Origin of the sequence: Lacticaseibacillus parakribbianus, assembly GCF_025490915.1 — a bacterium.
Lineage (GTDB): Bacteria > Bacillota > Bacilli > Lactobacillales > Lactobacillaceae > Lacticaseibacillus > Lacticaseibacillus parakribbianus.
The window spans coordinates 1-20846 of sequence record NZ_JANQBA010000013.1; the positions used below are offsets into that span (position 1 = coordinate 1).

Annotated in this window: 18 protein-coding genes; 3 read left to right on the plus strand and 15 right to left on the minus strand. The window is 62.2% G+C overall.

Annotated features, from left to right (window positions below; translation table 11 throughout):
- Together NUH19_RS10385 and NUH19_RS10390 are read left to right on the plus strand one after the other, a co-directional pair.
- Nucleotides 1–812, plus strand: an 812-nt coding sequence (locus NUH19_RS10385; protein ID WP_262316489.1) for an LPXTG cell wall anchor domain-containing protein, incomplete at its 5' end; no start/stop codon positions are given.
- A 303-nt stretch (nt 813–1115) separates the two neighbouring features.
- Nucleotides 1116–3914 carry an LPXTG cell wall anchor domain-containing protein gene (locus NUH19_RS10390; RefSeq protein ID WP_262316490.1) on the plus strand — a complete coding sequence of 933 codons (2799 nt, stop codon included), beginning with the start codon at nt 1116–1118 and terminating at the stop codon, nt 3912–3914.
- 139 nt (nt 3915–4053) lie between these two features.
- On the opposite strand, the gene NUH19_RS10395 is transcribed toward NUH19_RS10390, so the two are convergent.
- The 8 genes from NUH19_RS10395 to NUH19_RS10430 form a co-directional block, all read right to left on the minus strand.
- Complete coding sequence (locus NUH19_RS10395; RefSeq protein WP_262316491.1) at nt 4054–4914, minus strand: aminoglycoside adenylyltransferase domain-containing protein; 861 nt, start codon at nt 4912–4914, stop codon at nt 4054–4056.
- On the minus strand, nt 4901–5356 hold the full coding sequence (locus NUH19_RS10400; RefSeq protein ID WP_262316492.1) for an NUDIX hydrolase: 456 nt from the start codon (nt 5354–5356) through the stop codon (nt 4901–4903). Before NUH19_RS10400 ends, NUH19_RS10395 begins: the two co-directional genes overlap by 14 nt.
- Before the next feature lie 112 nt (nt 5357–5468).
- Complete coding sequence (locus NUH19_RS10405; protein ID WP_262316493.1) at nt 5469–6125, minus strand: HAD hydrolase-like protein; 657 nt, start codon at nt 6123–6125, stop codon at nt 5469–5471.
- Nucleotides 6122–7291 carry a cation:proton antiporter gene (locus NUH19_RS10410; protein ID WP_262316494.1) on the minus strand — a complete coding sequence of 390 codons (1170 nt, stop codon included), beginning with the start codon at nt 7289–7291 and terminating at the stop codon, nt 6122–6124. Before NUH19_RS10410 ends, NUH19_RS10405 begins: the two co-directional genes overlap by 4 nt.
- Before the next feature lie 10 nt (nt 7292–7301).
- A complete protein-coding gene (locus NUH19_RS10415) occupies nt 7302–7730 on the minus strand; it encodes a GNAT family N-acetyltransferase (RefSeq protein ID WP_262316562.1) in 429 nt (142 codons plus the stop codon).
- A gap of 50 nt (nt 7731–7780) precedes the next feature.
- Nucleotides 7781–8299 (minus strand): GNAT family N-acetyltransferase, encoded by a 519-nt coding sequence (locus tag NUH19_RS10420; RefSeq protein WP_262316495.1) that lies wholly within the window; start codon nt 8297–8299, stop codon nt 7781–7783.
- 131 nt (nt 8300–8430) lie between these two features.
- The gene (locus NUH19_RS10425; protein ID WP_262316496.1) at nt 8431–8790 is read right to left on the minus strand and encodes a hypothetical protein; all 360 of its coding nucleotides are present in this window, start codon (nt 8788–8790) and stop codon (nt 8431–8433) included.
- Between the two features lie 136 nt (nt 8791–8926).
- A complete protein-coding gene (locus NUH19_RS10430) occupies nt 8927–9829 on the minus strand; it encodes a proline iminopeptidase-family hydrolase (protein ID WP_262316497.1) in 903 nt (300 codons plus the stop codon).
- A 127-nt stretch (nt 9830–9956) separates the two neighbouring features.
- Here NUH19_RS10430 and NUH19_RS10435 point away from each other — a divergent pair, with 127 nt between their 5' ends.
- Complete coding sequence (locus tag NUH19_RS10435; protein WP_262316498.1) at nt 9957–12284, plus strand: HAD-IC family P-type ATPase; 2328 nt, start codon at nt 9957–9959, stop codon at nt 12282–12284.
- A gap of 69 nt (nt 12285–12353) precedes the next feature.
- Here NUH19_RS10435 and NUH19_RS10440 read toward each other — a convergent pair whose 3' ends face one another.
- The 7 genes from NUH19_RS10440 to NUH19_RS10470 form a co-directional block, all read right to left on the minus strand.
- Complete coding sequence (locus tag NUH19_RS10440; RefSeq protein WP_262316499.1) at nt 12354–13544, minus strand: glycerate kinase; 1191 nt, start codon at nt 13542–13544, stop codon at nt 12354–12356.
- Nucleotides 13545–13571: 27 nt separating this feature from the next.
- Complete coding sequence (locus NUH19_RS10445) at nt 13572–14474, minus strand: dihydrodipicolinate synthase family protein (RefSeq protein WP_262316500.1); 903 nt, start codon at nt 14472–14474, stop codon at nt 13572–13574.
- Between the two features lie 100 nt (nt 14475–14574).
- Nucleotides 14575–15864 carry an Nramp family divalent metal transporter gene (locus tag NUH19_RS10450; RefSeq protein ID WP_262316501.1) on the minus strand — a complete coding sequence of 430 codons (1290 nt, stop codon included), beginning with the start codon at nt 15862–15864 and terminating at the stop codon, nt 14575–14577.
- Between the two features lie 13 nt (nt 15865–15877).
- Entirely contained in the window at nt 15878–16825 is a 948-nt protein-coding gene (locus NUH19_RS10455; protein WP_262316502.1) for an NAD(P)-dependent oxidoreductase, read from the minus strand.
- Nucleotides 16826–16920: 95 nt separating this feature from the next.
- A complete protein-coding gene (locus NUH19_RS10460; protein ID WP_262316503.1) occupies nt 16921–17883 on the minus strand; it encodes an NAD(P)-dependent oxidoreductase in 963 nt (320 codons plus the stop codon).
- A gap of 238 nt (nt 17884–18121) precedes the next feature.
- The gene (locus tag NUH19_RS10465) at nt 18122–19462 is read right to left on the minus strand and encodes an enolase C-terminal domain-like protein (RefSeq protein ID WP_262316504.1); all 1341 of its coding nucleotides are present in this window, start codon (nt 19460–19462) and stop codon (nt 18122–18124) included.
- 123 nt (nt 19463–19585) lie between these two features.
- Nucleotides 19586–20713, minus strand: a complete 1128-nt coding sequence (locus NUH19_RS10470; RefSeq protein WP_262316505.1) for a CdaR family transcriptional regulator — start codon at nt 20711–20713, stop codon at nt 19586–19588.
- Between the last annotated feature and the right edge of the window lie 133 nt (nt 20714–20846).

Below are 20846 nucleotides of genomic sequence, written 5' to 3' on the forward strand. Positions count from 1 at the left end.
GCGTTCGCACTCAGGTCACCGGCGGCATTTACGTCACACCTGAAGACTTCTACGACAACACCAAGCCTAAGCCGCGGCTCGACGACGGGCCGCGCGTTCGCACTCAGGTCACCGGCGGCATTTACGTCACACCTGAAGACTTCTACGACAACACCAAGCCTAAGCCGCAGCTCGACGACGGGCCGCGCGTTCGCACTCAGGTCACCGGCGGCATTTACGTCACACCTGAAGACTTCTACGACAACACCAAGCCTAAGCCGCGGCTCGACGACGGGCCGCGCGTTCGCACCCAGGTCACCGGCGGCATTTACGTCACACCTGAAGACTTCTACGACAACACCAAGCCTAAGCCGCAGCTCGACGACGGGCCACGCGTTCGCACTCAGGTCACCGGCGGCATTTACGTCACACCTGAAGACTTCTACGACAACACCAAGCCTAAGCCGCAACTCGACGACGGGCCGCGCGTTCGCACTCAGGTCACCGGCGGCATTTACGTCACACCTGAAAACTTTTACGACAACACCAAGTCGCAACCGGAGAACCCGGATTCGAATCATGTCGTCCCATCCACTGAGCAGAACCAAAATCCAGAACCGACCGTCGCCTCACTACCACTGACCGGCGGCAAAACAACCACACAGGCAGTTGTCCAACCGCTCAGCCGGACTGGGCGAGCCACACGAACTGCTGCCGCGGCGCTGCCGCAAACCGGCGAACATCGCAACGGAGCTTTAGCGGCACTGGGCGTCATTCTCCTCGGTGGTCTGCTGGCCTTAGGCACAAGTCCGCGCCGGCGCCACACTCGGTAAATTTTGAAACAACGGTCGATCCAAAGGCCACTATCAGCTCTTTCTGCCAGCCCCGTGCTGACGGAAAGAGCTTTTTATGTTGTGAATCGTTTCATCTAACGCTTCGCACATTTAGATATTTAACCAATCATTTATTCATAACGCCCGATGTAATAAATAAAATGTTGACGCTATCATTTTACGTGGTATTCTTTTGAGCAGGGGAACGAAAGTATAGTTGACGTGTCGCACCGCTTACCATTACCGCTGATCATAACCAGCGGATTTTTGCGAAGACTCATATCATATCTGGAGGAGAAAGACATGGGAACACAACGTTCAGGGGCCAAGAAACTGTACAAGGCCAAAAAGACCTGGGTCGCCTTCGGCCTCGCCACCGGTGCCGCCGGGCTGCTCGTGGCCGCACCCACCGCGGTCTCTGCAAGCGACCCAACTGATACACCCGCGATGACGCGCGTCGCGCCAACGGCAACGCCGGCCACCAGCACCACCGTGTCGACCACCGACGCTTCGGCGCCCGCTAACGCCGCGACTGGTGCAACAACCGCGGCTGACCAGACCAAAGTGGCCCAACAAGTGACGACGGCGCAAGCGCCCACTGATGCGACGCCAGCCACAACATCAACCACCCCTGTCCCAGCGGCAACGGACGAAGGCACACAGCCCGTGATCTCAATCACGCCGGGGGCCAGCGGTCCCAAAGGCAGCACCACGACTGCGACCGCGATGACGAGCATCACCTTTGACTTCACGCCAGACGCCGCGTTGGCGCAAACGCTGAAGGAAGCGGGCTACAACAGCGATGCATCGCTTCACATCGTGCGTTACAACAGCATCGATGGTTCAATTGCCGCTGACGATTCCGATCACGTGGCCATCGGCGCCGTCCAGCTGCCGTACAAGTCAGGCTACGATGTGATCTGGTATTACAACCAGGACCTCCGCTCGGGTAAAAGCGAAGATCAAGTCTACCACTACTCACATGACATCCCCGCTCACCTGATCAGCTTGGATCCCACCGATCGCAGCGCCTTGGGTATCACGGTTCACTATTTCAGAGCCACGCGCCAGGTCCCAGTGCGGCTGGTTGACACAGACGGCCACTTTATCAAACGCACCTTCGTGACCGCCAAGAACTACATGCCCCCACTGTCTTGGGTTCGCGATCAGTACAACAACCACGGCATCACGCCGTTCGCGTACCAAACCGAAATCGAGGCGCCGATTATTGATGGGTATGCGGCGGTCAAGTCTTACCAGAAGCTGAATGCGACCACCGAGTACCTGATGACCAACAACCTAGACGCCGACTACCCCGTCAATGGCACCACCGAGCGCGGCGCCGCCATGCTGTCTTGGGGCACCCACACGCCGACCTTCGTCTACCAGGCCCAGCACGTGACCGGCATTCATACCTACACGGACGAGGACGGCAAGACCATTTTACCAAGCACCGCCGAAACCGAGGCGCTGCCGGTGGCGCCGGGCATCAACGGCTACGAGCTGGATCCATTCAAGTCGACCATTCAGATTCTCGCCGGCGGCAAGGAATTCTATCCGGCCAAGGCGACCGGTAAGCCGGCCTACCTGGGGGCGATTTTTCCGGCCATTCAAGACTGGTTTGTCGCCCCGAACAGTCCTGTCATCACGCTGCTGATGACCATGCCGAGCTACGTCCTGCAACACGAGCGTATTGGCGAGCTTGAGCCAACCACCGATTCAGGGCTGCTGAACCAGCTGAAAGCCGCAGCGACTCGCTTCCACTGGAACCGCACCGCAGGCAACTTCTACAACCTCGGCCTCCTTTACTACAAGGCGCTGGGCCTGACCGCAGACATGGGGGTGAGTGAGGCCCACGCCGCAGAAGTTGAGGTGATCACGCACTACGTCTACAAGGCGGTGCCGCACCAAGTGGCCAAGCCGACTGGCGTAATGGCCAAAACGGTCACCTACACCGTGAACTTCACCGGCATCGACCACGCCCCAATCACGATCACAAAGACCTTCACGAAGACGCGCGAGGCCAACCCGCTCACCCTGTGGACCCCGGACGTCACGTTGCCGACTATCGCCGGCACCCAGCACCTCAACTTCCTGCCGGCGGCCAACATCTGGGCAGACCTGAGCCAAACCAGTTTCAGCACCACCGTCGACTACCGCGCGAGCGAGCAAACCCTGGTCGTCAGCTTTGAGGACACCGCCGGTAACCGGCTGGCAACGGATCAGGTCATTAACGGGGTCGCCGGTCAGGTCATCACCCTGCCGGCGCCACTGATTGCTGGCTACACCCAAAACCACGGGCCGCTGACCGTAACCCTGACCGCCGCCGATCACGCAATTCAGCACGCGACGGTGACCTACACGAAGGAGCTGCCCAAAACTCGCACCCAGGTCCCAGACCCCGTCTCCGTCGCCCAGGCCGACTTCTACGACTTCACCAAGTCCCAGCTCGACGACGGGCCGCAAGTTCGTACCCAGGTCCCTAGCGCCGTCTCCGTCACCCAGGCCGACTTCTACGACTTCACCAAGTCCCAGCTCGACGACGGACCGCAAGTTCGCACCCAGGTCCCAGACCCCGTCTCCGTCGCCCAGGCCGACTTCTACGACTTCACAAAGTCCCAACTCGACGACGGACCGCAAGTTCGCTCTCAGGTCCCAGGCGCCGTCTCCGTCGCCCAGGCCGACTTCTACGACTTCACCAAGTCCCAACTCGACGACGGACCGCAAGTTCGCTCTCAGGTCCCTAGCGCCGTCTCCGTCACCCAGGCCGACTTCTACGACTTCACCAAGTCCCAACTCGACGACGGACCGCAAGTTCGCTCTCAGGTCCCAGGCGCCGTCTCCGTTTCTCGGGCCGCCTTCTACGATCACCGCAAGCCGGCCACGACGCCGTTAACGCAACCAGCCACCACGCTCGTCACAACGCAGCCGACGACCAAGCAGCCGGCCGCGCGTGCAGAACAGTCGACCGGTGCCCAGGCCGCGACCGCGCTGCCGCAAACTGGTGACGGCCAAGAACGCGGCCTGGTGGCCCTCGGGGTTTTGGCCCTCGCCAGCCTCTTCGCTCTCGGGGCCGGCACCACCCGCCGCAAGCGGCTCTAACCTCACCGAAAAAACTACCGCGCATCGCCGCACACACTCGCGACGATGACGCGGTAGTTTTTTGCCCCAATCAAGATTTTGACGTGCGTCGGTCGCCGGCCTCCTGAATTGGCCATCGCCAACGCGGGTTGCAATCGCATCAGTCCGGCAATGGTGTCGCGGCCGGCGACGGTCCCCGCCTCAGTGTACGCAGCGCAAAGGTGGCGAAGGCCATCAGCCGCGAAGCAGCGAGTTTGCCGCCACCTCGGCCGCGGTAGCCGGCCAAGGCGGTGGCAATCACATCGCCCCATTCGGGCAGCGTGGCTAATCCCCACTCGCCGCCGGCCGCCTTGCCCATCACCCGGCCGGTCGCCTGAAAGGCCAGGCTGCGACACAGGTTGAGCGTCACGTAAACCGGATCGGTAACAATGGCCGCCGAGGCGTCCTCGACATCGGCCATCACGCTGGCCCAGTAGGCCGCCACCGGCACTGGGCCAAAGGTCGCGGCAATGGCGGGGCCGCAAAGCACCTGACCGCACGCTTTCAGCACGGTCAGGTGAGCGGCCAAATCCGGATCCACGCCGTGCATCCCGGCAACGTAGGCCGCCGGGTCGCCCCGGTAAGCGGCCAGGTGCAGCGGCGAAAAGTGCAGGTCAAACGCGCAGGGGTGCGAGAAATGCCGCGTTGCCGCCAGCGTCAGGACATGAAACTCCAGCCCCTTAACCGGTGCCAGCGGCCAGGCCAGGCGCATCGTCGCCTGCATCAGCGCCAGCTTGGCGGCCTGCTTCAGCCCGTGCCGGACCACGATAACGTAATCGAGATCGGAGACTCGCGGGTCGAAGCCGCCGAGGCACCAGGAGCCGTGCAGGTAGACGCCGACGAGCTCGCGGCCACCCCCGGCCCGGGCCGCCGTCACCACCGCCTGCAGCAGCGCCGGGCCGTTGAACGCGCCAGGCGACCGCTTGAGCGCTGTAGGCGACCGCTTTGCCGCTGCGGGCGGCCGCTTCTCAGCGCCGCTCAAGGTAATCCGCCACGACCTGGGCGTAGCGCGGCACCATGTTGGCCGGCAGCGCGGTCGGCTCAAACCAGGCCAGGCGCAGGCTTTCGCCGTCCGCCACCCGCGGCTTTGCGACCACGCCAGCCACCACGTAGGCGACACTGACCGCGTAGAACTGATCGCCGTTGGGTGCGACGCTCAGGTGGTCGCCGGAGTAGACGCCGAGCAGCCGCAGCGCTTGGGCCTCAAGCACCAGGCCGCACTCCTCTTGCGCCTCACGAATCAGCACCTGCTCGCTACTTTCACCAAGCTCCATCAGCCCACCGATCAGCCCCCACCGCGCGGCCGGTTCGTTGCGCTGCTGCAGCAGAATCCGGCCGTCTGGTGCCACCAGCACCCCGCAGCTGCCGCACAGAATCACCGGGCGGTGCCCGACTAGACCGCGCAAGTCCTCAACATATCCCATGTTGCCACCTCCTGTCACTGCCAGTGTAACCCAGTTCACGCCAAAAAGCGCCGGTGCGAATCGGCCCCGAGGGGAAATCGCACCAGCGCTTGTCCAAAAAGCAACGTGGCCGTCAGCCCAGTAGCTCACGCACCGCCGCCGGCAGCTCGTCGGGCCGGGCGATCACGGCGTTGGCGCCGGCATCCAGCAGCTCGGTTTCGTCGCCGAAGCCGTACAGGACGCCGAGGGTCTTGGTGCCGTTTTGCACCCCGCCTTGCATGTCGTTGTCGCGGTCGCCGATCATCAGGCTGGCCTCGGGCAACGCCTCCGCGTTTTCCAGCGCGTAGGCCAACACCGCGGCCTTGGTGCTGCGAATGCTCTCGTCGATGGTTGCGCCGTAGACGCCTGCAAAGTAGTCGCGTAGCCCGAAGTGCGGCAAAATTTTGGCCAGCATCACCTCGGGCTTGGCCGAGGCGATATTCAGCTGGTAGCCGGCTTCTTGCAGGCTCGCCAGCGCGTCCTCGACCCCGGGGTAGACCTCAAGCTCGTACAGGCCTTGGGCCAGGTAGAAGTCCTGGTAGTGGCGAATCGCGGCCTGGACGCCGGTCGGCGAAAGCGTCGGGTAGTAGCGGTGCAGGCTTTGGGTCAAGGACGGCCCGATGAACTTCAGGTAGGTCTCTTGATCAAGCGCCGGCAGCCCGGACTTGTCCAACATGTAGACGATGCCGTCCACGATGCCCTTTTGCGAATCGGCGATGGTGCCGTCAAAATCAAAAAATAGCTGTTTCACAATGCGTTCTCCTTTGGCCGCTGCCCGGTTTGCAGGGCGATTTTCAACATGAAGGGGGCAATCAGGGTGGTCAAGATGATGACCAGAATGACCGCGGAGTAAAAGTCCCGGTGCAGCAGATGGGCGTCAAAACCAATCTGGGCGACAATCAGCGCCATCTCGCCGCGCGACACCATGCCGGCGCCGACCACGTTGGCGTCGGCCCAGTCAAGCCCAGCAAGCTTCGCCCCGGCGCCGCAGCCCAGCCACTTGGTCAGCAGTGCCAGCAAAGTCAGCGCCAGAATGAACCAGACGTCTTGCCCGAGGCCGGCCAGGCGCATGTTCAACCCGATGGACACGAAGAACACCGGGATGAACACCGCGTAGCCAATGGCCTCCAGGCTGCGATCCACGGTCTGCCGGTACGGCGTCTGCCCGACCGCAATCCCGGCGAAAAAGGCCCCGATTACCGCCGACAGCCCGAACCAATCGGCCAGATACGACAGCCCCAGGCACAGCAGCAGGCTGGTAATCGTCACGCTGGCGGTCGGCAACAGCCGCTCGCCCAGGTGCATGACGTAAGGCGCCAGCCACCGCACGACCAGGTAAATCACCCCGAAGTACGCGACCTGCAGCAGCAAAGTCACCCACAGCGGCCAGGCGCTGACCGACTCGCCCTCGCCGAACATCGCCACGGCGACGCTCAAGACGATCACCGTCAAGATGTCATCGACCACCACGGCCCCGAGAATGGTGGCGCCGCTGCGGCCATCCAAGGCGCCGAGCTCCTTAAGCACCTCCACGGAGATTGAAACCGACGTGGCGGCGAAGGTGATGCCAAGAAAGGTCGCGGCCACCAACGAAAAGCCCCACAGCGTCGCGAACAAGTAGATGACCACGACCGGCACCACCACCCCGATCACCGCCACCCAAACGCCCGGACGCAGGTAGCGGCGCAGCATCGACAGGTCGGATTCAAGCCCGGCGATGAACATCAGAACAATCACGCCGATTTCGGCGAAGGTGGCGACGCTGGGCGTCGTTGACACCCAGCCCAAGGCGGCCGGCCCGAGAATCAACCCGGCGGCGAGCTGGCCAATCACCGCCGGGACGCCCAGCTTCAGGCTCAGCTGACTGAGCGCCAGCGTCACCAAGAGAATCAGCGCCAACGTGCCTATGTCTGCCATGTCGTCCTCCTTAGCGGTGCGGGAATTTTTCCAAGCGAATCAGGCGTTCGGCATCCGGCTCGGTGATGCCGTTCTTGAAGTCATAGCCGAACTTACGGTAAAACGGCACGGCGGTCAGCGACGCGGGAATCTCGACGCGCGTGGCGTCTTGAAAGAACGCGTCCGCTTCCACCGCCGCCATCAACCGGCGGCCGATGCCTTGGCCCTGGGTCGCCGGGTCGACGAACACGTTGAACAGCGAATACTCGTGCGGCACATCCCAAAACGGGCCGATGGCGGCACAACCGACGATTGCACCGGTTGCGCTGGCGGCCACGTACAGGTGTCGCACCGCCGCCGAGCGAGCGAAGAAGCCAGGCGTCAGCCGCGCGATGTCGGCCTCCAGGTAGGCGGTTGCGTAATCGGCGGCGTTGCTGATGCGCAGAGTCTTTGCGACCATCGCCGCCACCGCCGCGGCATCCGCCGCCTCGAAACGCCGGATAACCGGGGTCACGGCATCACCAGCTGGTAGGCGTTGCGTTCCGGCACCGGCTCGTCGAGGTAGACGATGCCGCGAAAGGCGAAACCGTTGCCCAAGATGACGTGTTGCATGATCTGGTTTTGCGCGTGGGTGTCGATGCGAACGTCGCGGAAGCCACGGCGGTAAGCCTCGGACAGCAGGCTGGTCATGAACAGCTTGGAGAGCCTTTGGCCTCGCACCTTGGCAGAGGCGGCGAAGCGGTGAATCATCATGTAATCCGCATCCCCGACCCAGCCGGCCCCGTCGATCCGGCCGTAGAACGGATCCGGGCCGACGATCAGGCTGGCGGTGCCGACCACGGTGTCGGCCATCACCAAGACGCGGTTGGTGCCTTGGGCGATGTCGGCGGCCACGGCCGGCTGATCCGGGTAAGTCCCCTGCCACTGGTTGATGCCTTGCGCCTTCAAAAAGGCCCGGGCATCCGCGATGATGCCCATGATTGCGGGAATATCGGCCGTCGTCCCGGGACGGGTGTAAATTGCTGGCATACTGCCACCTCCATGAAAATTGTCATACACCATTTTCGCGCAAAACCCGCCAAAAGGCAACGTGGCGCCAGACCACCCACAGGGACAAAAACAGCGCGTCCTTTCACGCAGAAAAGACGCGCTGTCGCAACTCAGCCCTCGTGGTGGTTGCCGTGGTGATGCTTGTGTGGCTTGGTCGGCAAGTCGGCGCCGGCCTGGCCCTTCGGCGCAACCGGTTGCTCGTGGTGCTGGCAGTGGCCGCCCTTGCCTGCCTCACAGTGGCCGCGGTGCAGTTCGGCGCGAAGCCGCACCTGCTTGGTGTGCTCGCGCTCGATCTTGAGGCGCTGGTGCATCAGGCAGATCTGGGTGCCGCCGACGATGGTCAAGGCGATTGGGATCACATGCACCAAGGCCAGCGGAACCAGAATTTCCGGGTCGTTCTTGATGGTGTCGTTGAAGGCCGTCGCCGCCTGGGTCGCCGACTTGATGAATTCCTTAGAGGTTTTGAACATGGCGAATACCTGAGTCACGCGGGAAGGTGGCGCGTCACGTTTCCTTTCGTATTGACCAACCTGAGACACGTGCGGCGGCACCTTCCGACTAACCGCCGCTTACCCTTCCATCATACCAGCTTTCTGCGGCAACCGCTTACTTTTTGGCCGTTTTGGCCAGCCACTCGCCCAGGTGCTGGAAGTAATCCGCCGGGTTGTCCAGCATCTGGCCGTGCCCGGCCCCCGGGGTCACGTGCAGCTCGGCATCCGGGATGGTCGCGGCCATGCGCCGGGCGGCCGCCAGCGGCATCGTTTCGTGGCCGCCGAAGGTCAGGTAGGTCGGCACCGCGATTCTATGAATATCCGCGCGGCGGTCCCAGTCCTTCAAGGCGCCGACCATCACGAACTCGTTGTCGCCCTGAAAATGATTGTAAACCGGCGTCCCCATGGTGCTGATTAGGTGGCGCGGCTGCGGATCGGCCTGGTGGTGCAGGTAGTGTTCACCCAGCTCGGCCACCAGCGCCTCGTAGCGCGGTTCGGTGAAGGCGTGACGGGCCTCGACGTCCTTCATGTAGGCGACATCGGCCGGGGCGAACATCGCCTCACGAATCGCGTTGACGTTGACCAGGTACTCGTCGAGGTTGTCGATCATCGAGCTCAGAATCAGGCCGCGCAGGTGCTGGCCGTAGCGCAGGGCGTACTCGATGGCCAAGACCCCGCCCCAGCTTTGCCCCAGCAAGAAGAAGTGGTCCAAGCCAAGCTTCTGCCGCACCTCCTCTACCTCCTGCACGTAGTAATCGATGGTCAAAAACCGCTCGCGGTTGGCGGGGTCGGTCCAGTCGGGCTGATCGGAGAACCAAGAGCCCAGCTGGTCGTAGCGGGTGACCCGGACCTGGTACGGGGCCAGCTTCTCCCCGAAGTTCTCGAACACCTGGTTGTTGCCACCGGGGCCGCCGTGCAAAGTCATCAGGTGGATTGGGCCGCTACCGGTGGTTTGGGTCCAGAGGTGGTAGCCGTTGGCCAGGGTGACGAAGTGGGTGCCATTTGGCGCTGTTTTCATCTCAACACTTCCTTTATTGTCTTGCCCTTATCATACCGCTTATAAAGTTTGCTTAACACCGAAGCTGTTTTTTCCCATTCTCACCACCATCGCTTACAATAAGATTATCAATATCGGAGGTGTTGTCGTGTCACTTCAACCCACGGACCCCATTCAGGGCCTGACCGCCGCGCAAGTCCAGGCGCAGCTGGCGGCCGGCGACCATAACCAGCCCCTCAAACCGCTGACGCGAAGCGTCGGCACCATTATCGCCCAAAACACGCTCACCCTGTTCAACCTGGTGAACGTCGTGCTCGGCGCGTTCATCTTCACCACCGGCAGCTACAAAAACCTGCTGTTTTTGGGCGTGGCCATCATCAACACCGCCATCGGCACCTTCCAGGAAATTCGCAGCAAGCGGCGCATCGACGCGATGAGCATCCTCGCCGAGACACCGGTGACGGTTCGCCGCGCCGGTCAAGACGTTGAGATTCGCCAGGAGGACTTGGTCATCGGCGACCTGCTGTTGCTGCGGCGCGGCGCCCAGGTGCCGGTCGACGGCCAGGTCGTCGCCACCAACGGCGTGGAGGCCGACGAAAGCCCCCTGACCGGCGAATCGCGTCCAATCACCAAGCAGGTGGGCGACGCGCTTTTGTCCGGCTCGTTCATCGTCGCCGGTCAGGCCACCATGCAGGTGACCGCGGTCGGCGCCGCCACCTTCGCGGCCAAGCTGGCGCTGGAGGCCAAGGCCGAAAAAAAGAGCCAAAGCCAGCTGCTGGACACGATCAACCGCATCATCCGCGTCTTAACCTACGTCCTGATTCCCCTGGGCGTCGCGCTGTTCACCGTGTCGATGATTCGGCGGGGTAACTACGACCGGGCAATTCTCAGCACCAGCGCCGCGATGATCGGCATGATTCCCGAGGGGCTGGTGCTGTTGACCAACGTCGCCTTGGCGGTGTCGGCTCGCAACCTTGCCAACCGCCGCGTTCTGGTCCGGGCCCTGCCGGCCATCGAGGCGCTGGCGCGAGTCGACATCATCTGCCTGGACAAAACCGGCACGATCACCTCGGGCAAGCTGCGGGTCCAAGGCGCCCATCCGGTGGCCGGCACCACCAGCCAGACGCTGACCACGGCCGCGGCCGCCATCACCTACGCGCTGAACGACGACAACGAAACCGCCCTGGCGATTAAGGCCGCCTACCCGCGCCCGACTGGTTCGGCCAGCGCCACCGTCCCCTTCTCCAGCTCCCGCAAGTGGTCCGGCGCCAGCTTTGGCGAACGGCACCTGATGATGGGGGCCCCCGAGTTCATTTTCCAGGGTGTGGTGCCGGCGGCGGCCGCCATCGCCGAGGCGACCCAGGCCGGCTTTCGCGTGATTGCCGTGGCGGAGGCGCAGGCCCTGACGCCCTTAACTAAGCCGCGCTTGTTGGGCTACCTGACCATCGCCGATGAGGTGCGGGCAACCGCCCCGGCTACCTTCCAGTTCTTCGCCAGCCAAGGCGTGGCGCTGAAGGTGATTTCAGGCGATAACCCGGTGACCGTCGCCAACGTGGCCAAGCAGGCCGAGCTGGCCGGGGCCGAGCACTACCTGGACATGGCGACCGTCGGCGAAGACGCGGATTTTGGCGCGTTGGCCGCGGCCTACACCGTCTTTGGCCGCGTCACCCCCACCCAAAAGAAGCAGCTGATCGCCGCCATGCAGCAGGCCGGCCACACCGTTGCGATGACCGGCGACGGCGTCAACGACGTGCTGGCGCTGCGCCAGTCCGACTGTGGCATCGCCATGGCCAGCGGCGCCGAGGCCGCCAAGTCGATTGCCGACTTCGTGCTGCTGGATTCCAATTTCGACGCGATGACCGGCGTTTTGAACGAAGGCCGCCGCGTCATCAACAACATCGAGCGCGTCGCCTCGATGTACCTGGTCAAAACGATTTTCTCGGTGATTCTCACCGCCATCTTCGTCTTCCTGCCGCTGGATTACCCGATTACCCCGATCAACCTGACGCCGGTGTCGGCGATTGCCGTGGCGATTCCCTCGTTCTTCTTGACCCTCGAGCCCAACTTCGCGCGGGTCACCGGCCAGTTCATGCAAAAAGTGATGACGCTGGCCGCCCCGGCCGCCTTGGCCGTGGTCGCCTACACCCTTGTCCTGACCTGGTTTGAGGCGGCGTTCGGCTGGTCGTTTGCCACCACCTCCACCTTGGTCGTCTTCATGATCGGCGTCATCGAGTACCACGTTTTGATTCTGGTCTGCCGGCCGTTCAACCGCTACAAGCTGCTGATGCTGGTGCTGATTGCCGCCGCGTTCTTCGGCACCTTCTTCGTCGCCAACTCGGTGTTCTCGCTGGCCAGCCTGTGGCGCATCGACCTGGCCCTAGTCTACCTGCCGGCCCTGGCCTCCAGCGTTCCGGTCTACTTCCTGCTTCAGGAGTTCCTGGGGCGACGGCTGCTGTCGCGCATCAACTGGCGCTGAGCCACTGCCAAAAAGACGGCCCCACCACCGCGTTGCCGCGGTGGTGGGGCCGTCTTTTTGGTTTTCACGCTACTGCGCCTGTTGGGCCTGGGGCCGCTCAGCGTAGGCATCCACCGTCTGCCGGTTCAGCAAGCCGCACAGCCGCGCGATGGTCTCGCCGACCATGTGGGCGTTGGCCCGGGTCTCGTCCAGCGCCTCTTCCAGCGTCTGTGGCCCCGCCGGCAGCGGCAACACCAGGTCGATGCCGGCCGCATAGCTTGCGGCCAGCTTGGCCGCGCGGCTGCCGACGACGGCGACCACCGGCAACCCATGGGCCTTGGCCAGCCGGGCGATGCCGACCGGTGCCTTGCCGGCCGCCGACTGGTTGTCCAGCCGGCCCTCGCCGGTCACCACTAAGGTCCCCGGCCGCAGCTTGGCCTCAAAGCCCACCAGCCGCAAGATCTCATCGATGCCAGAGGTCACCGTCGCCCGGGTGAAGGCCAAAAGCCCTGCCCCCAGGCCACCGGCCGCCCCAGCCCCGGCGCGGTTGGCGACGCCTTCGCCAAGCGCCGACTCAAGCAGCCGATCGTAATGCGCCAGCCAGCCGTCGACCGCCTGAACAAGCGCTGGGTTCAGCCCCTTTTGCGGCCCGAACACCGCCGCCGCCCCGGTGGGGCCGCACAGCGGGTTTTGGACGTCGGATAAAATGCGAATGGTCAGCCCGGCCACCTGCGGGTTGATCCCGGCGGCGTCGACTCGCGCCAGCTGCGACAGCCCCTGGGCGCCACGGGGAATCTGGTGGCCGGCCGAATCTTCAAGCCGCACCCCGATGGCCTGGGCCAACCCGGCCCCGCCATCGGTGGTAGCACTGCCACCAAGCCCCATGTAGACGGTTCGCGCCCCGAGCTCGGCGGCGGCCAAAAGCAGCTGCCCCACCCCGTAGGTCGACGCGGCCAGGGCATCGGCCGCGGTCTGGTGCGTCAGGCCCAGCCCGGCGGCCTCGGCCATCTCGATCACCGCCGTTGTGGCGTCGAGCATGGCAAACTTGGCGGCCACCGGCTGCCCGAGCGGCCCGGTGACCTGACGGACAATCAGCTGACCCGGTCGCGCCGCCAGCAGTGCGGCCAGGGTGCCTTCGCCGCCGTCTGCTATCGGGACCACCGTGGTTTCAAGCGTTGCGTCAGCGCCGGCAATGCCTTCCTGGACCCACGTTCCGATTTCGCGACTGGTCGCACTCCCTTTGAGCGAATCAATCGCGATCACCACGCGTTTCATCGTCATTGTCAACACCTTCTTTCTTCCCAGACTTTAGAGCAGGCCGGCCTCAATCATCGCCGCCTTCATGTCGGCCAGAATCTTCGGGTTGGCGGCCTCTGTCGGCAGCACCGAGGCACCGACGTTCAGGCCCATCAGGTTGGCCATGTCCTTGGTGGCCGCCGGGAAGCTGGCCGGGTTTTGCGACAGCCGCACCGGGTTCAGGCGGAACTGAGCCGCCCGGGAGCCGGCAACGTCGCCGGCCTCGTACAGGTCGTAGATGGACGTGACCAAATCTGGGAAAATGTTGGCGGTGGAGCAGACGGCCCCGACCGCACCCAGGCACAGCGCCGGGAAAATCACGGTGTCCTTGCCGACCAATACTTGGAACGCGATGTCTTGCGTCCGGCGCAGCAGCTCGGAATCAAAGGTGATGTCACCGCTTGAGTCCTTGATGCCGACGATGTTGTCGACGTTGTGGGCGAGGTCCACAATCGTATCGGCCTTCACCGTGTAGCCGGTCAGCCCCGGGTTGTTGTAGATCAAGACGCGGGTGTCGGGAATCGAGTCGGCAATCGCCTTGTAGTGGTGGTACAGCGCCTCATCGGTCGGGTGGATGAACATCGGCTGCAGCACGGAAATCGCGTCGACGCCGAGCTTGACCGCGGCCTGGGCCAGCCGAATCACGTGCTTCGTGCGAATCTGACCGATGCCGAAGAACACCGGCACCCGCCCGGCCGCGGTTTTGACAATCACGTCGGCCGCGTGAAGCAGCTCGTCGTCGTCGAACATGTAGAACTCACTGTTGCTGCCGAAGGCCAAAATGCCGTCGACACCGTGGTCGATCACGTGGTTGACCTGCTTGGCCAGCTTCTCGTCGTCGATGTTCTCGTCGGCGTCAACCGGCGTCAAAAGCGGGACAATGATGCCCTTGATATCACTTGGATCTAAAGTCATGGTAGTCATCCTTTCCAAATCAGCACCGAGTGCGGCAGCAGGAGCCGGCGGATGCGAGAACCATCCGCGGCTCCTGACTGCGACAAGGTTAAGTTAGCGGTTAAAGAAAGCCCTTGAACACCGTTACCAGCGCCAGAATCGTGGTGGCACCCAGCACAATGTTTTCAAACCAGTTGTTCCGCCGTGCGGTGCCCAGGAACTTCTTGCTGTTCGTCACGTAAAGGACGCCCAGCGCAATGATCGGCACAATCACAACGTTCAGGGAGTTCCCAAACAAGGTCAGGAACACTTGACCAGGCATGTGCGGCAGAGACCAGATGAACGCGGAGGCAAGCATCAGGCCAAGGAAAATCGGGTAAATCTTGTCGTTTTGAATCTTGTCGTACTTGCCCTTGCGCGATGGAATCAGCTCGTTCAGGTTGGCGATGGCCAGCTTCGTGAAGCCAATGGCGTTACCCGCAGTGGAGGTGAACAGCGCCCCGAACACGCCCAGGTAGAAGATCTTGGAGCCGGTGGTGCCCAGGTACATCTCAAGCGCCTTGCCGATATCGGACAAAGACTTGACCTGAATGCCGTTAGGACGAAGAATTTCGGCGCCGACAATCCACACGCACAACACCAGCAGGGCGCCCATGATGACGGAGAACAACAGGCTCTTGGTCTGGCTCTTCATGGTCTTAGGGTCACGCACCCCGCCTTCGGACAGGTTGATGCCGTGGAACAGGTTGCCCAGTGAACCGGCAGTTGCTCCGACCAAGCCCATGATGACCAGCATCACGTCGTAGGCCCCATCGTCGTTAGGAATCTGGAACAAGAAGGCGCCTTGCGCAATCTGGCCGACATCCGGCTTCACGTAGATTGCGAGGATAATGAACACGGAGACCAGAACGGCCATCAGAATCTTGAAAATTGACTCGACCTTGCCGAACAGGCTGCGGCCGAGAAGCAGGAATGCGATAACCCCGATGACGGCCGCCCAAAGCGTTTCGGCCGGAACATTGATCAACCAGCCAAAGCACTGCGCCGCCCCTTTGAGAATGTAGCCGACGGTCAGGTTACCCATGATGACCGAGGCAATGAACAGGAACAGGGGGAAGATCTTGGTGATTTCGGCGAAGGTCGCGACCATCGACTTGCCGTCCTTGTTCATCAGCTCGTAGCGCGTCATCGTGTTGACGATGACGAAGCGAATCAGGTTTGAGAGGATCAGGACCCACATCAGAGCGTAGCCGTAGCTGGCGCCTGACACCGCTGAGTTGATGATGTCCCCAGCACCGAGCCAGGAGAACACGGTGATGACGGCGGGGCCGATGTTTCTCAGGAATGTTTTAACCTTGGTACCGGTAGTACTTTGCTTGTTTTCAGTTGGTGTGACGGTGTTTTGCATCATGCACCCATCCTTTCTAGACAATACGATTGATCAGCAAGTCGCCATTTGTTACGAATTGAGCAAGATTGGGCAAAAAAATTTCATTCAATAAGTGCGTCTTGAACTTCGGTGTCATGCCGGCCACGTGTGGGCTCAGCACGACGTTTGGCAGCTGCCAGAGCGGGTCATCCGCCGGCAGCGGCTCGGTTTCGTAAACATCCAGGTAAACGTTGCTCAACTTGCCAGCCTTCAAGGCCCGAATCACGGCCTGGGTGTCCATCGAGGTGCCGCGCCCGACGTTGACGAACTTGGCCCCCGGGCGAACCTGAGCGAAGAACGCGTCGTCGTAAAAGTGCGTGGTCTCAGGTGTCAGCGGCAGCGTGTTGACGATGAAATCCGCCGTCGGCAGAATTTCGGGCAACCGGTCGAGCGGTACGACCTCGCTGAAGCCGTCGTGGGGCTTGGGGAACTTGTCGACCCCCACCACGTTGAGCTTGAAGGCGGCGGCGAGCTGCCCCACCCGGGCGCCGACGCGGCCGACGCCGAGAATCAGCATGGTCTGACCAGCTAGCGGCCGTTGCACCACGGTGTCGCGGCCCCACTCGTGCTTGGCCTGAAGCGTCAAGATCTGACGCAGGTCGCGAACGTCGAGCAGCAGCATTCCCATCACGTGCTCGGCAATGGCGTCGCCGTGCAACCCGGCGGCATTGCTCAGCATCACCCCGGCCGCCTTGAGCTTCGCGAGGTCCCAGAAGTCGACCCCGGCCGAGCGTCCTTGAATCCACTTCAAGCGGTTATTCGGCACGGCCATGATGGCGTCGGAGTCGTTGCCCTTGCCGCCGAGAATAATCTCGACGTCTGCTTTGCGTTCAGCCGGCAAGCCTTGCCACGCGGTGTAAACATCGTACTGCGGGTAATCAACGGCCAGTGCCTGAACCTGATCCTCGTGCAGCGGCTGGATGACGTAAAGAACTGGTTTCATACGCTTCTCCTTTTCACTTCAATCCCGTAGGCGCAGCTTGGGCAGCCGCCCAGGATTGGGCGGTTCAACAAGCCGCACCTGCGCGGCTTCAGCGGCTAAAAGCCGTTGGCGTAATTGATCTGATTGCGAGCCAAGGTCCCGTCCTTCAGGAATGCGGCGAGGTTCTCGGTGTAAATCGCCGTGGCCTTGGTCTTGAAGTGCGGCACCTGCCCGGCGATATGAGCGGTGATTAAAGTGTTCTTCAACGTCCACAGCGGACTGTCGGCCGGCAGCGGCTCGGTTTCGAACACGTCGAGGCAGGCGTAGCCGATCTGCCCGGAAGTGATGGCGTCGATCAGATCCGCGGTCACAACGGTCGGGCCGCGACCGCAACTGATGAAGGTCGCACCGGGTTCCAGCTTGGCGAAGAAGTCGTCATTGCAGAAGTGCTTAGTCGCCGCGGTCAGCGGCAGAATGTTGACCACGATGTCCTTACCCGGCAGCACCTGATCCAGCTGGTCCATCAAGACCACCGAGTCGAAGTACGGAATCGGCTTGCCTTCCAGGTTGACGCCCGTGACCTTGATGCCAAAGGCCGAGGCCAGCTTGGCAATTTCCGAACCGACACGGCCGGCCCCGAGAATCAGCATCGACTTGGCATCCAAATCGTCGTAGTCGACCACCCGGTTCCAAGTCTTAGTCCCTTGGTTGAGAATCGATTCGCGAATCGCGCGGGTCTTGGCCAGCAGCACCGCAATCACATGTTCGGCGATTGGCCGCCCGTGAAGGCCTGAGGTGTTGCTGAGCAGGATGCCCTCGGCCTGCAGGCGCGGCAGGTCGAGATAATCGATCCCGGCGGAGTGAACCTGCACCCACTTGAGGCAGTGCCCCGGCGTGTCCAGCACCCGGTTGGTGAACGGGCCGTTGCCGCCGATGATGATTTCGATGTCCTTGAGCCGCTCAGGCGCGATGTCCGTCTCCCAGGCGCAAATCACCTCGTGGTCCGGCGCCAGCACCGCGATGGCCGCGACGTTCTCCGGCTTCAAGGGTTGAATGATGTAAATTACTTTTTTGGTCACGTGTGTCACCCCTTAGACGTGCAATTAATCACAATTACCGGCGGCCGCTACGTTCATGGTTCGAACGCCTGTCAACCGCTTACAAGAAAAGAGTATACGTGAGAACATTCACATTGCCCATGTTACGCAGACCAAGTTCGCCAAGAATTTTCGGCGATTTCGTGTTCGCCAGGCCTAATCACGTGAGGCAAGCAAAAACGCCCGGTCAGCGGCCAGGCGTCTTTCTATCAGAGTTCAGTTAGTGGCACATCACCGGCCGCTTGGGATCGAACCGCCAGCCCGGAATGATTGGCTGCATCGCGACCTCGTCGTGGCGGTCGCGGATGTTAACCGGCAACGCCAAGTACCGCGCGTGGGCCGCCTGCAGCTTGGCCATATTCAGCGTGATGCCAAGGCCCGGGCGGTTCGGTAGCACAATTTCACCGTTTTGAATGCTTGGCATGTCGTTGCACAGCTGCTGGCCGTCCTGCCAGATGAAGTGGGTGTCCACCGGGGTGATGTGACCCGGAGCGGCGGCCGCGACCTGCGCGTAGGTCATCAAGGTGATATCGAAGTGGTTGTTGGAGTGCGATCCCCAGGTCAGACCCCAGTCGTTGAGCACCTGGGCCATGCGAATCGAGCCGGCGAGGCCCCAGAAGTGCGGATCAGCCAACACGATGTCGACGGCGTGTTGCACCACCGCGTGATGGAACTGCGGCCAGTTGGTCGCGATCATGTTGGTGGCTACCGGGCACCCCGTGGCCTGGCGGAAGGCCGCCATGGTCTCGCGGCCGGAGAACCCGCGCTCGGCTCCGCAGGGATCCTCCATGTAGGTGATCGCGTCGCGGTACTGGTTGGTCAGGCGAATCGCTGTCGCCAGCGGCCAGGAGCCGTTGGGGTCGAGGTTGATGTGGGCCTTGGGGAAGGCCTCGTGCAGCGCTTGGACCGTCGCCATCTCAACCTCCGGCGCCAGCACCCCACCCTTGAGCTTGAAGTTTTTGAAGCCGTACCGGGCGTAAGCAGCCTTGGCCTTTTCCACCACGGCCTCCGGCGTCATCGCCGGCAGCCGCCGCACCCGCTCCCAATCGTCGCCGGTCGGGTCACCGGTCACGTAGGGCAGACCGGTCCGGGCCGCGTCTTGGACGTAGAACATGTAGCCCAGAAACTCGACGCGATCGCGCTGTTGACCGTCGCCCAAAAGCGCGGCCAGCGGCAGGTCGAGGTACTGGCCCAGCAGGTCAAGCAAGGCGCATTCCACCGCAGTTTCGGATTGCACCACGTACTTAAGCTGATCGATGTCCAGCGACTGAATGCCCTCGCCGTTGTCGTCGGCCGCCTGGCGATTGCCTTGGCGCAGCTGCCGCAAGATATCGCGGTAATGCGTGACCTCCTGCCCGACCACCCCGGGAATGTAGCTTTCCAGCTGGTGACAGGTGTACTCCCCGCCGTGGATCTCGCCGATGCCAACGTGGCCCAGCGAATCCTTGAGCACGACGATGTTGCGCGTGAAGTAAGGCGCATGCGCCCCGGAAAGGGACAGCAGCATGCTGTCGAACCCCGCGATTGGATAAACCTGCATTTCAGTGACTTTTGGTCCCATGATTGCCTCCGCTTGTGTTCCGTTAGTTTCGCCATTCATTGTACGTAATTTCACAAGACCTAGAAAAGGGTTTCCAGAACATGTGCGACCGTGAAAAACGGGCCTTAGGTGGTCTGGCGACCATCAGGCCTTGTGGGTCAGAAACGCAAGGTAGTCACGTAGTTTGAAGGCCATGCTCAACGCCGTGTAGTCGCGGAGGTCCCGCGGATTGTACCCAGTCTTTGCCGCCAGCTGATTGAGTCGGTTTTGAAAGGTATTTTTGTGCATGAACAGATCGGCCGAGGCTGAGGCCAGGCGTCCGTTCATCGCGGTGTACTCATCAAACACCTGCTGGTACTTGACCAGCTCCGCCGGCGTCAGCTTGCCCAGCACCTTGTTGACCACCTGCTGCGCCTCCTCGTCCGAAATCGCGGTGTAGACCAAGGCCGTATCGAGGTCGCAAAAGTGCTGAACCGGTACCCGTTCGAACTGGCCCCACTTGGCCGCCAGCATCGCCTGCTGGACGCTGTCGGACAGGCCGCCCTCGACCGCGGAATCGCCGATGCCAAAGCTTTGGATCGGTCGACCGCAGCCGGCGAGGTCAGTGCCAATCTGATGCAAAAGCAGCGCCAAGTCCGGGCATTCGCTGTCGGCTACCAGCAGCCGCAGCTCCTGATTGGTCAGCGCGTAGACGGTGTTGGGGGTGACCGCCAGGCGCATCGTCAGCACGTGATCCAGCTCATCGGGCCGCACCGCGCTTGGGCCGCTGAGGTCGAAGCGGCCGACCACCGCCCGACGCTGAAGGCCCAGGTCGACGTTCAAAACCGCCGCCAGGTAGTGAACGTAGGAGAGATCCGGGTGGCGCGACAAGAACAGCTCGAAGAACTCCTGGTAGTTCTTCTGGCGGTTGAAGCGGTAGGTCTGCTCCCAATTCTCCCGCAGTAGCACCTCGGTCATGCGCCGAATGACGTTCCCGAACGGCAGCACCGCCTGCAGGTCACCGGTGATGCCGATCACGGCCACCACGAGGTCATCAAAGACGATCGGCATGTTGGTCCCGGTTTTGGAGCCCGGGAACGGGTGGGTCGCATCGACGTTGACGCTGCGGTTCTCCCGCGCCGCAATCAGCGCCGCCTGGTGGCTGGTGCCGATGCGTTGCTTGTCGGTGGAGGCCACAATCTCCCCGTGCGTGTCAAACAGGTTGATTTCGTAATTGATGATGCTCTTGAGGCTGGTGACGATTTCCTCGGCAATTTTTGGGTCAAGTTCCATGGTTGGTTTCCTCCAAAATGTTCGCTGGAACAATCTGGCTCCATTATTACCGAAAACGGTACCAATTGAAAGCGCTTTGTGAATTTTTTATTTAACCCGAGCCGCAACAAAAAGGCGCCCCCTCAACGGTAGG

Excerpts from the sequence above, each read along its gene's own strand:
- NUH19_RS10390 (WP_262316490.1), top strand. The coding sequence starts at position 1,116 with ATGGGAACACAACGTTCAGGGGCCAAGAAACTGTACAAGGCCAAAAAG.
- NUH19_RS10400 (WP_262316492.1), bottom strand. The coding sequence starts at position 5,356 with ATGGGATATGTTGAGGACTTGCGCGGTCTAGTCGGGCACCGCCCGGTG.
- NUH19_RS10410 (WP_262316494.1), bottom strand. The coding sequence starts at position 7,291 with ATGGCAGACATAGGCACGTTGGCGCTGATTCTCTTGGTGACGCTGGCG.
- NUH19_RS10415 (WP_262316562.1), bottom strand. The coding sequence starts at position 7,730 with ATGGTCGCAAAGACTCTGCGCATCAGCAACGCCGCCGATTACGCAACC.
- NUH19_RS10420 (WP_262316495.1), bottom strand. The coding sequence starts at position 8,299 with ATGCCAGCAATTTACACCCGTCCCGGGACGACGGCCGATATTCCCGCA.
- NUH19_RS10425 (WP_262316496.1), bottom strand. The coding sequence starts at position 8,790 with ATGTTCAAAACCTCTAAGGAATTCATCAAGTCGGCGACCCAGGCGGCG.
- NUH19_RS10430 (WP_262316497.1), bottom strand. The coding sequence starts at position 9,829 with ATGAAAACAGCGCCAAATGGCACCCACTTCGTCACCCTGGCCAACGGC.
- NUH19_RS10440 (WP_262316499.1), bottom strand. The coding sequence starts at position 13,544 with ATGACGATGAAACGCGTGGTGATCGCGATTGATTCGCTCAAAGGGAGT.
- NUH19_RS10445 (WP_262316500.1), bottom strand. The coding sequence starts at position 14,474 with ATGACTTTAGATCCAAGTGATATCAAGGGCATCATTGTCCCGCTTTTG.
- NUH19_RS10450 (WP_262316501.1), bottom strand. The coding sequence starts at position 15,864 with ATGATGCAAAACACCGTCACACCAACTGAAAACAAGCAAAGTACTACC.
- NUH19_RS10455 (WP_262316502.1), bottom strand. The coding sequence starts at position 16,825 with ATGAAACCAGTTCTTTACGTCATCCAGCCGCTGCACGAGGATCAGGTT.
- NUH19_RS10465 (WP_262316504.1), bottom strand. The coding sequence starts at position 19,462 with ATGGGACCAAAAGTCACTGAAATGCAGGTTTATCCAATCGCGGGGTTC.
- NUH19_RS10470 (WP_262316505.1), bottom strand. The coding sequence starts at position 20,713 with ATGGAACTTGACCCAAAAATTGCCGAGGAAATCGTCACCAGCCTCAAG.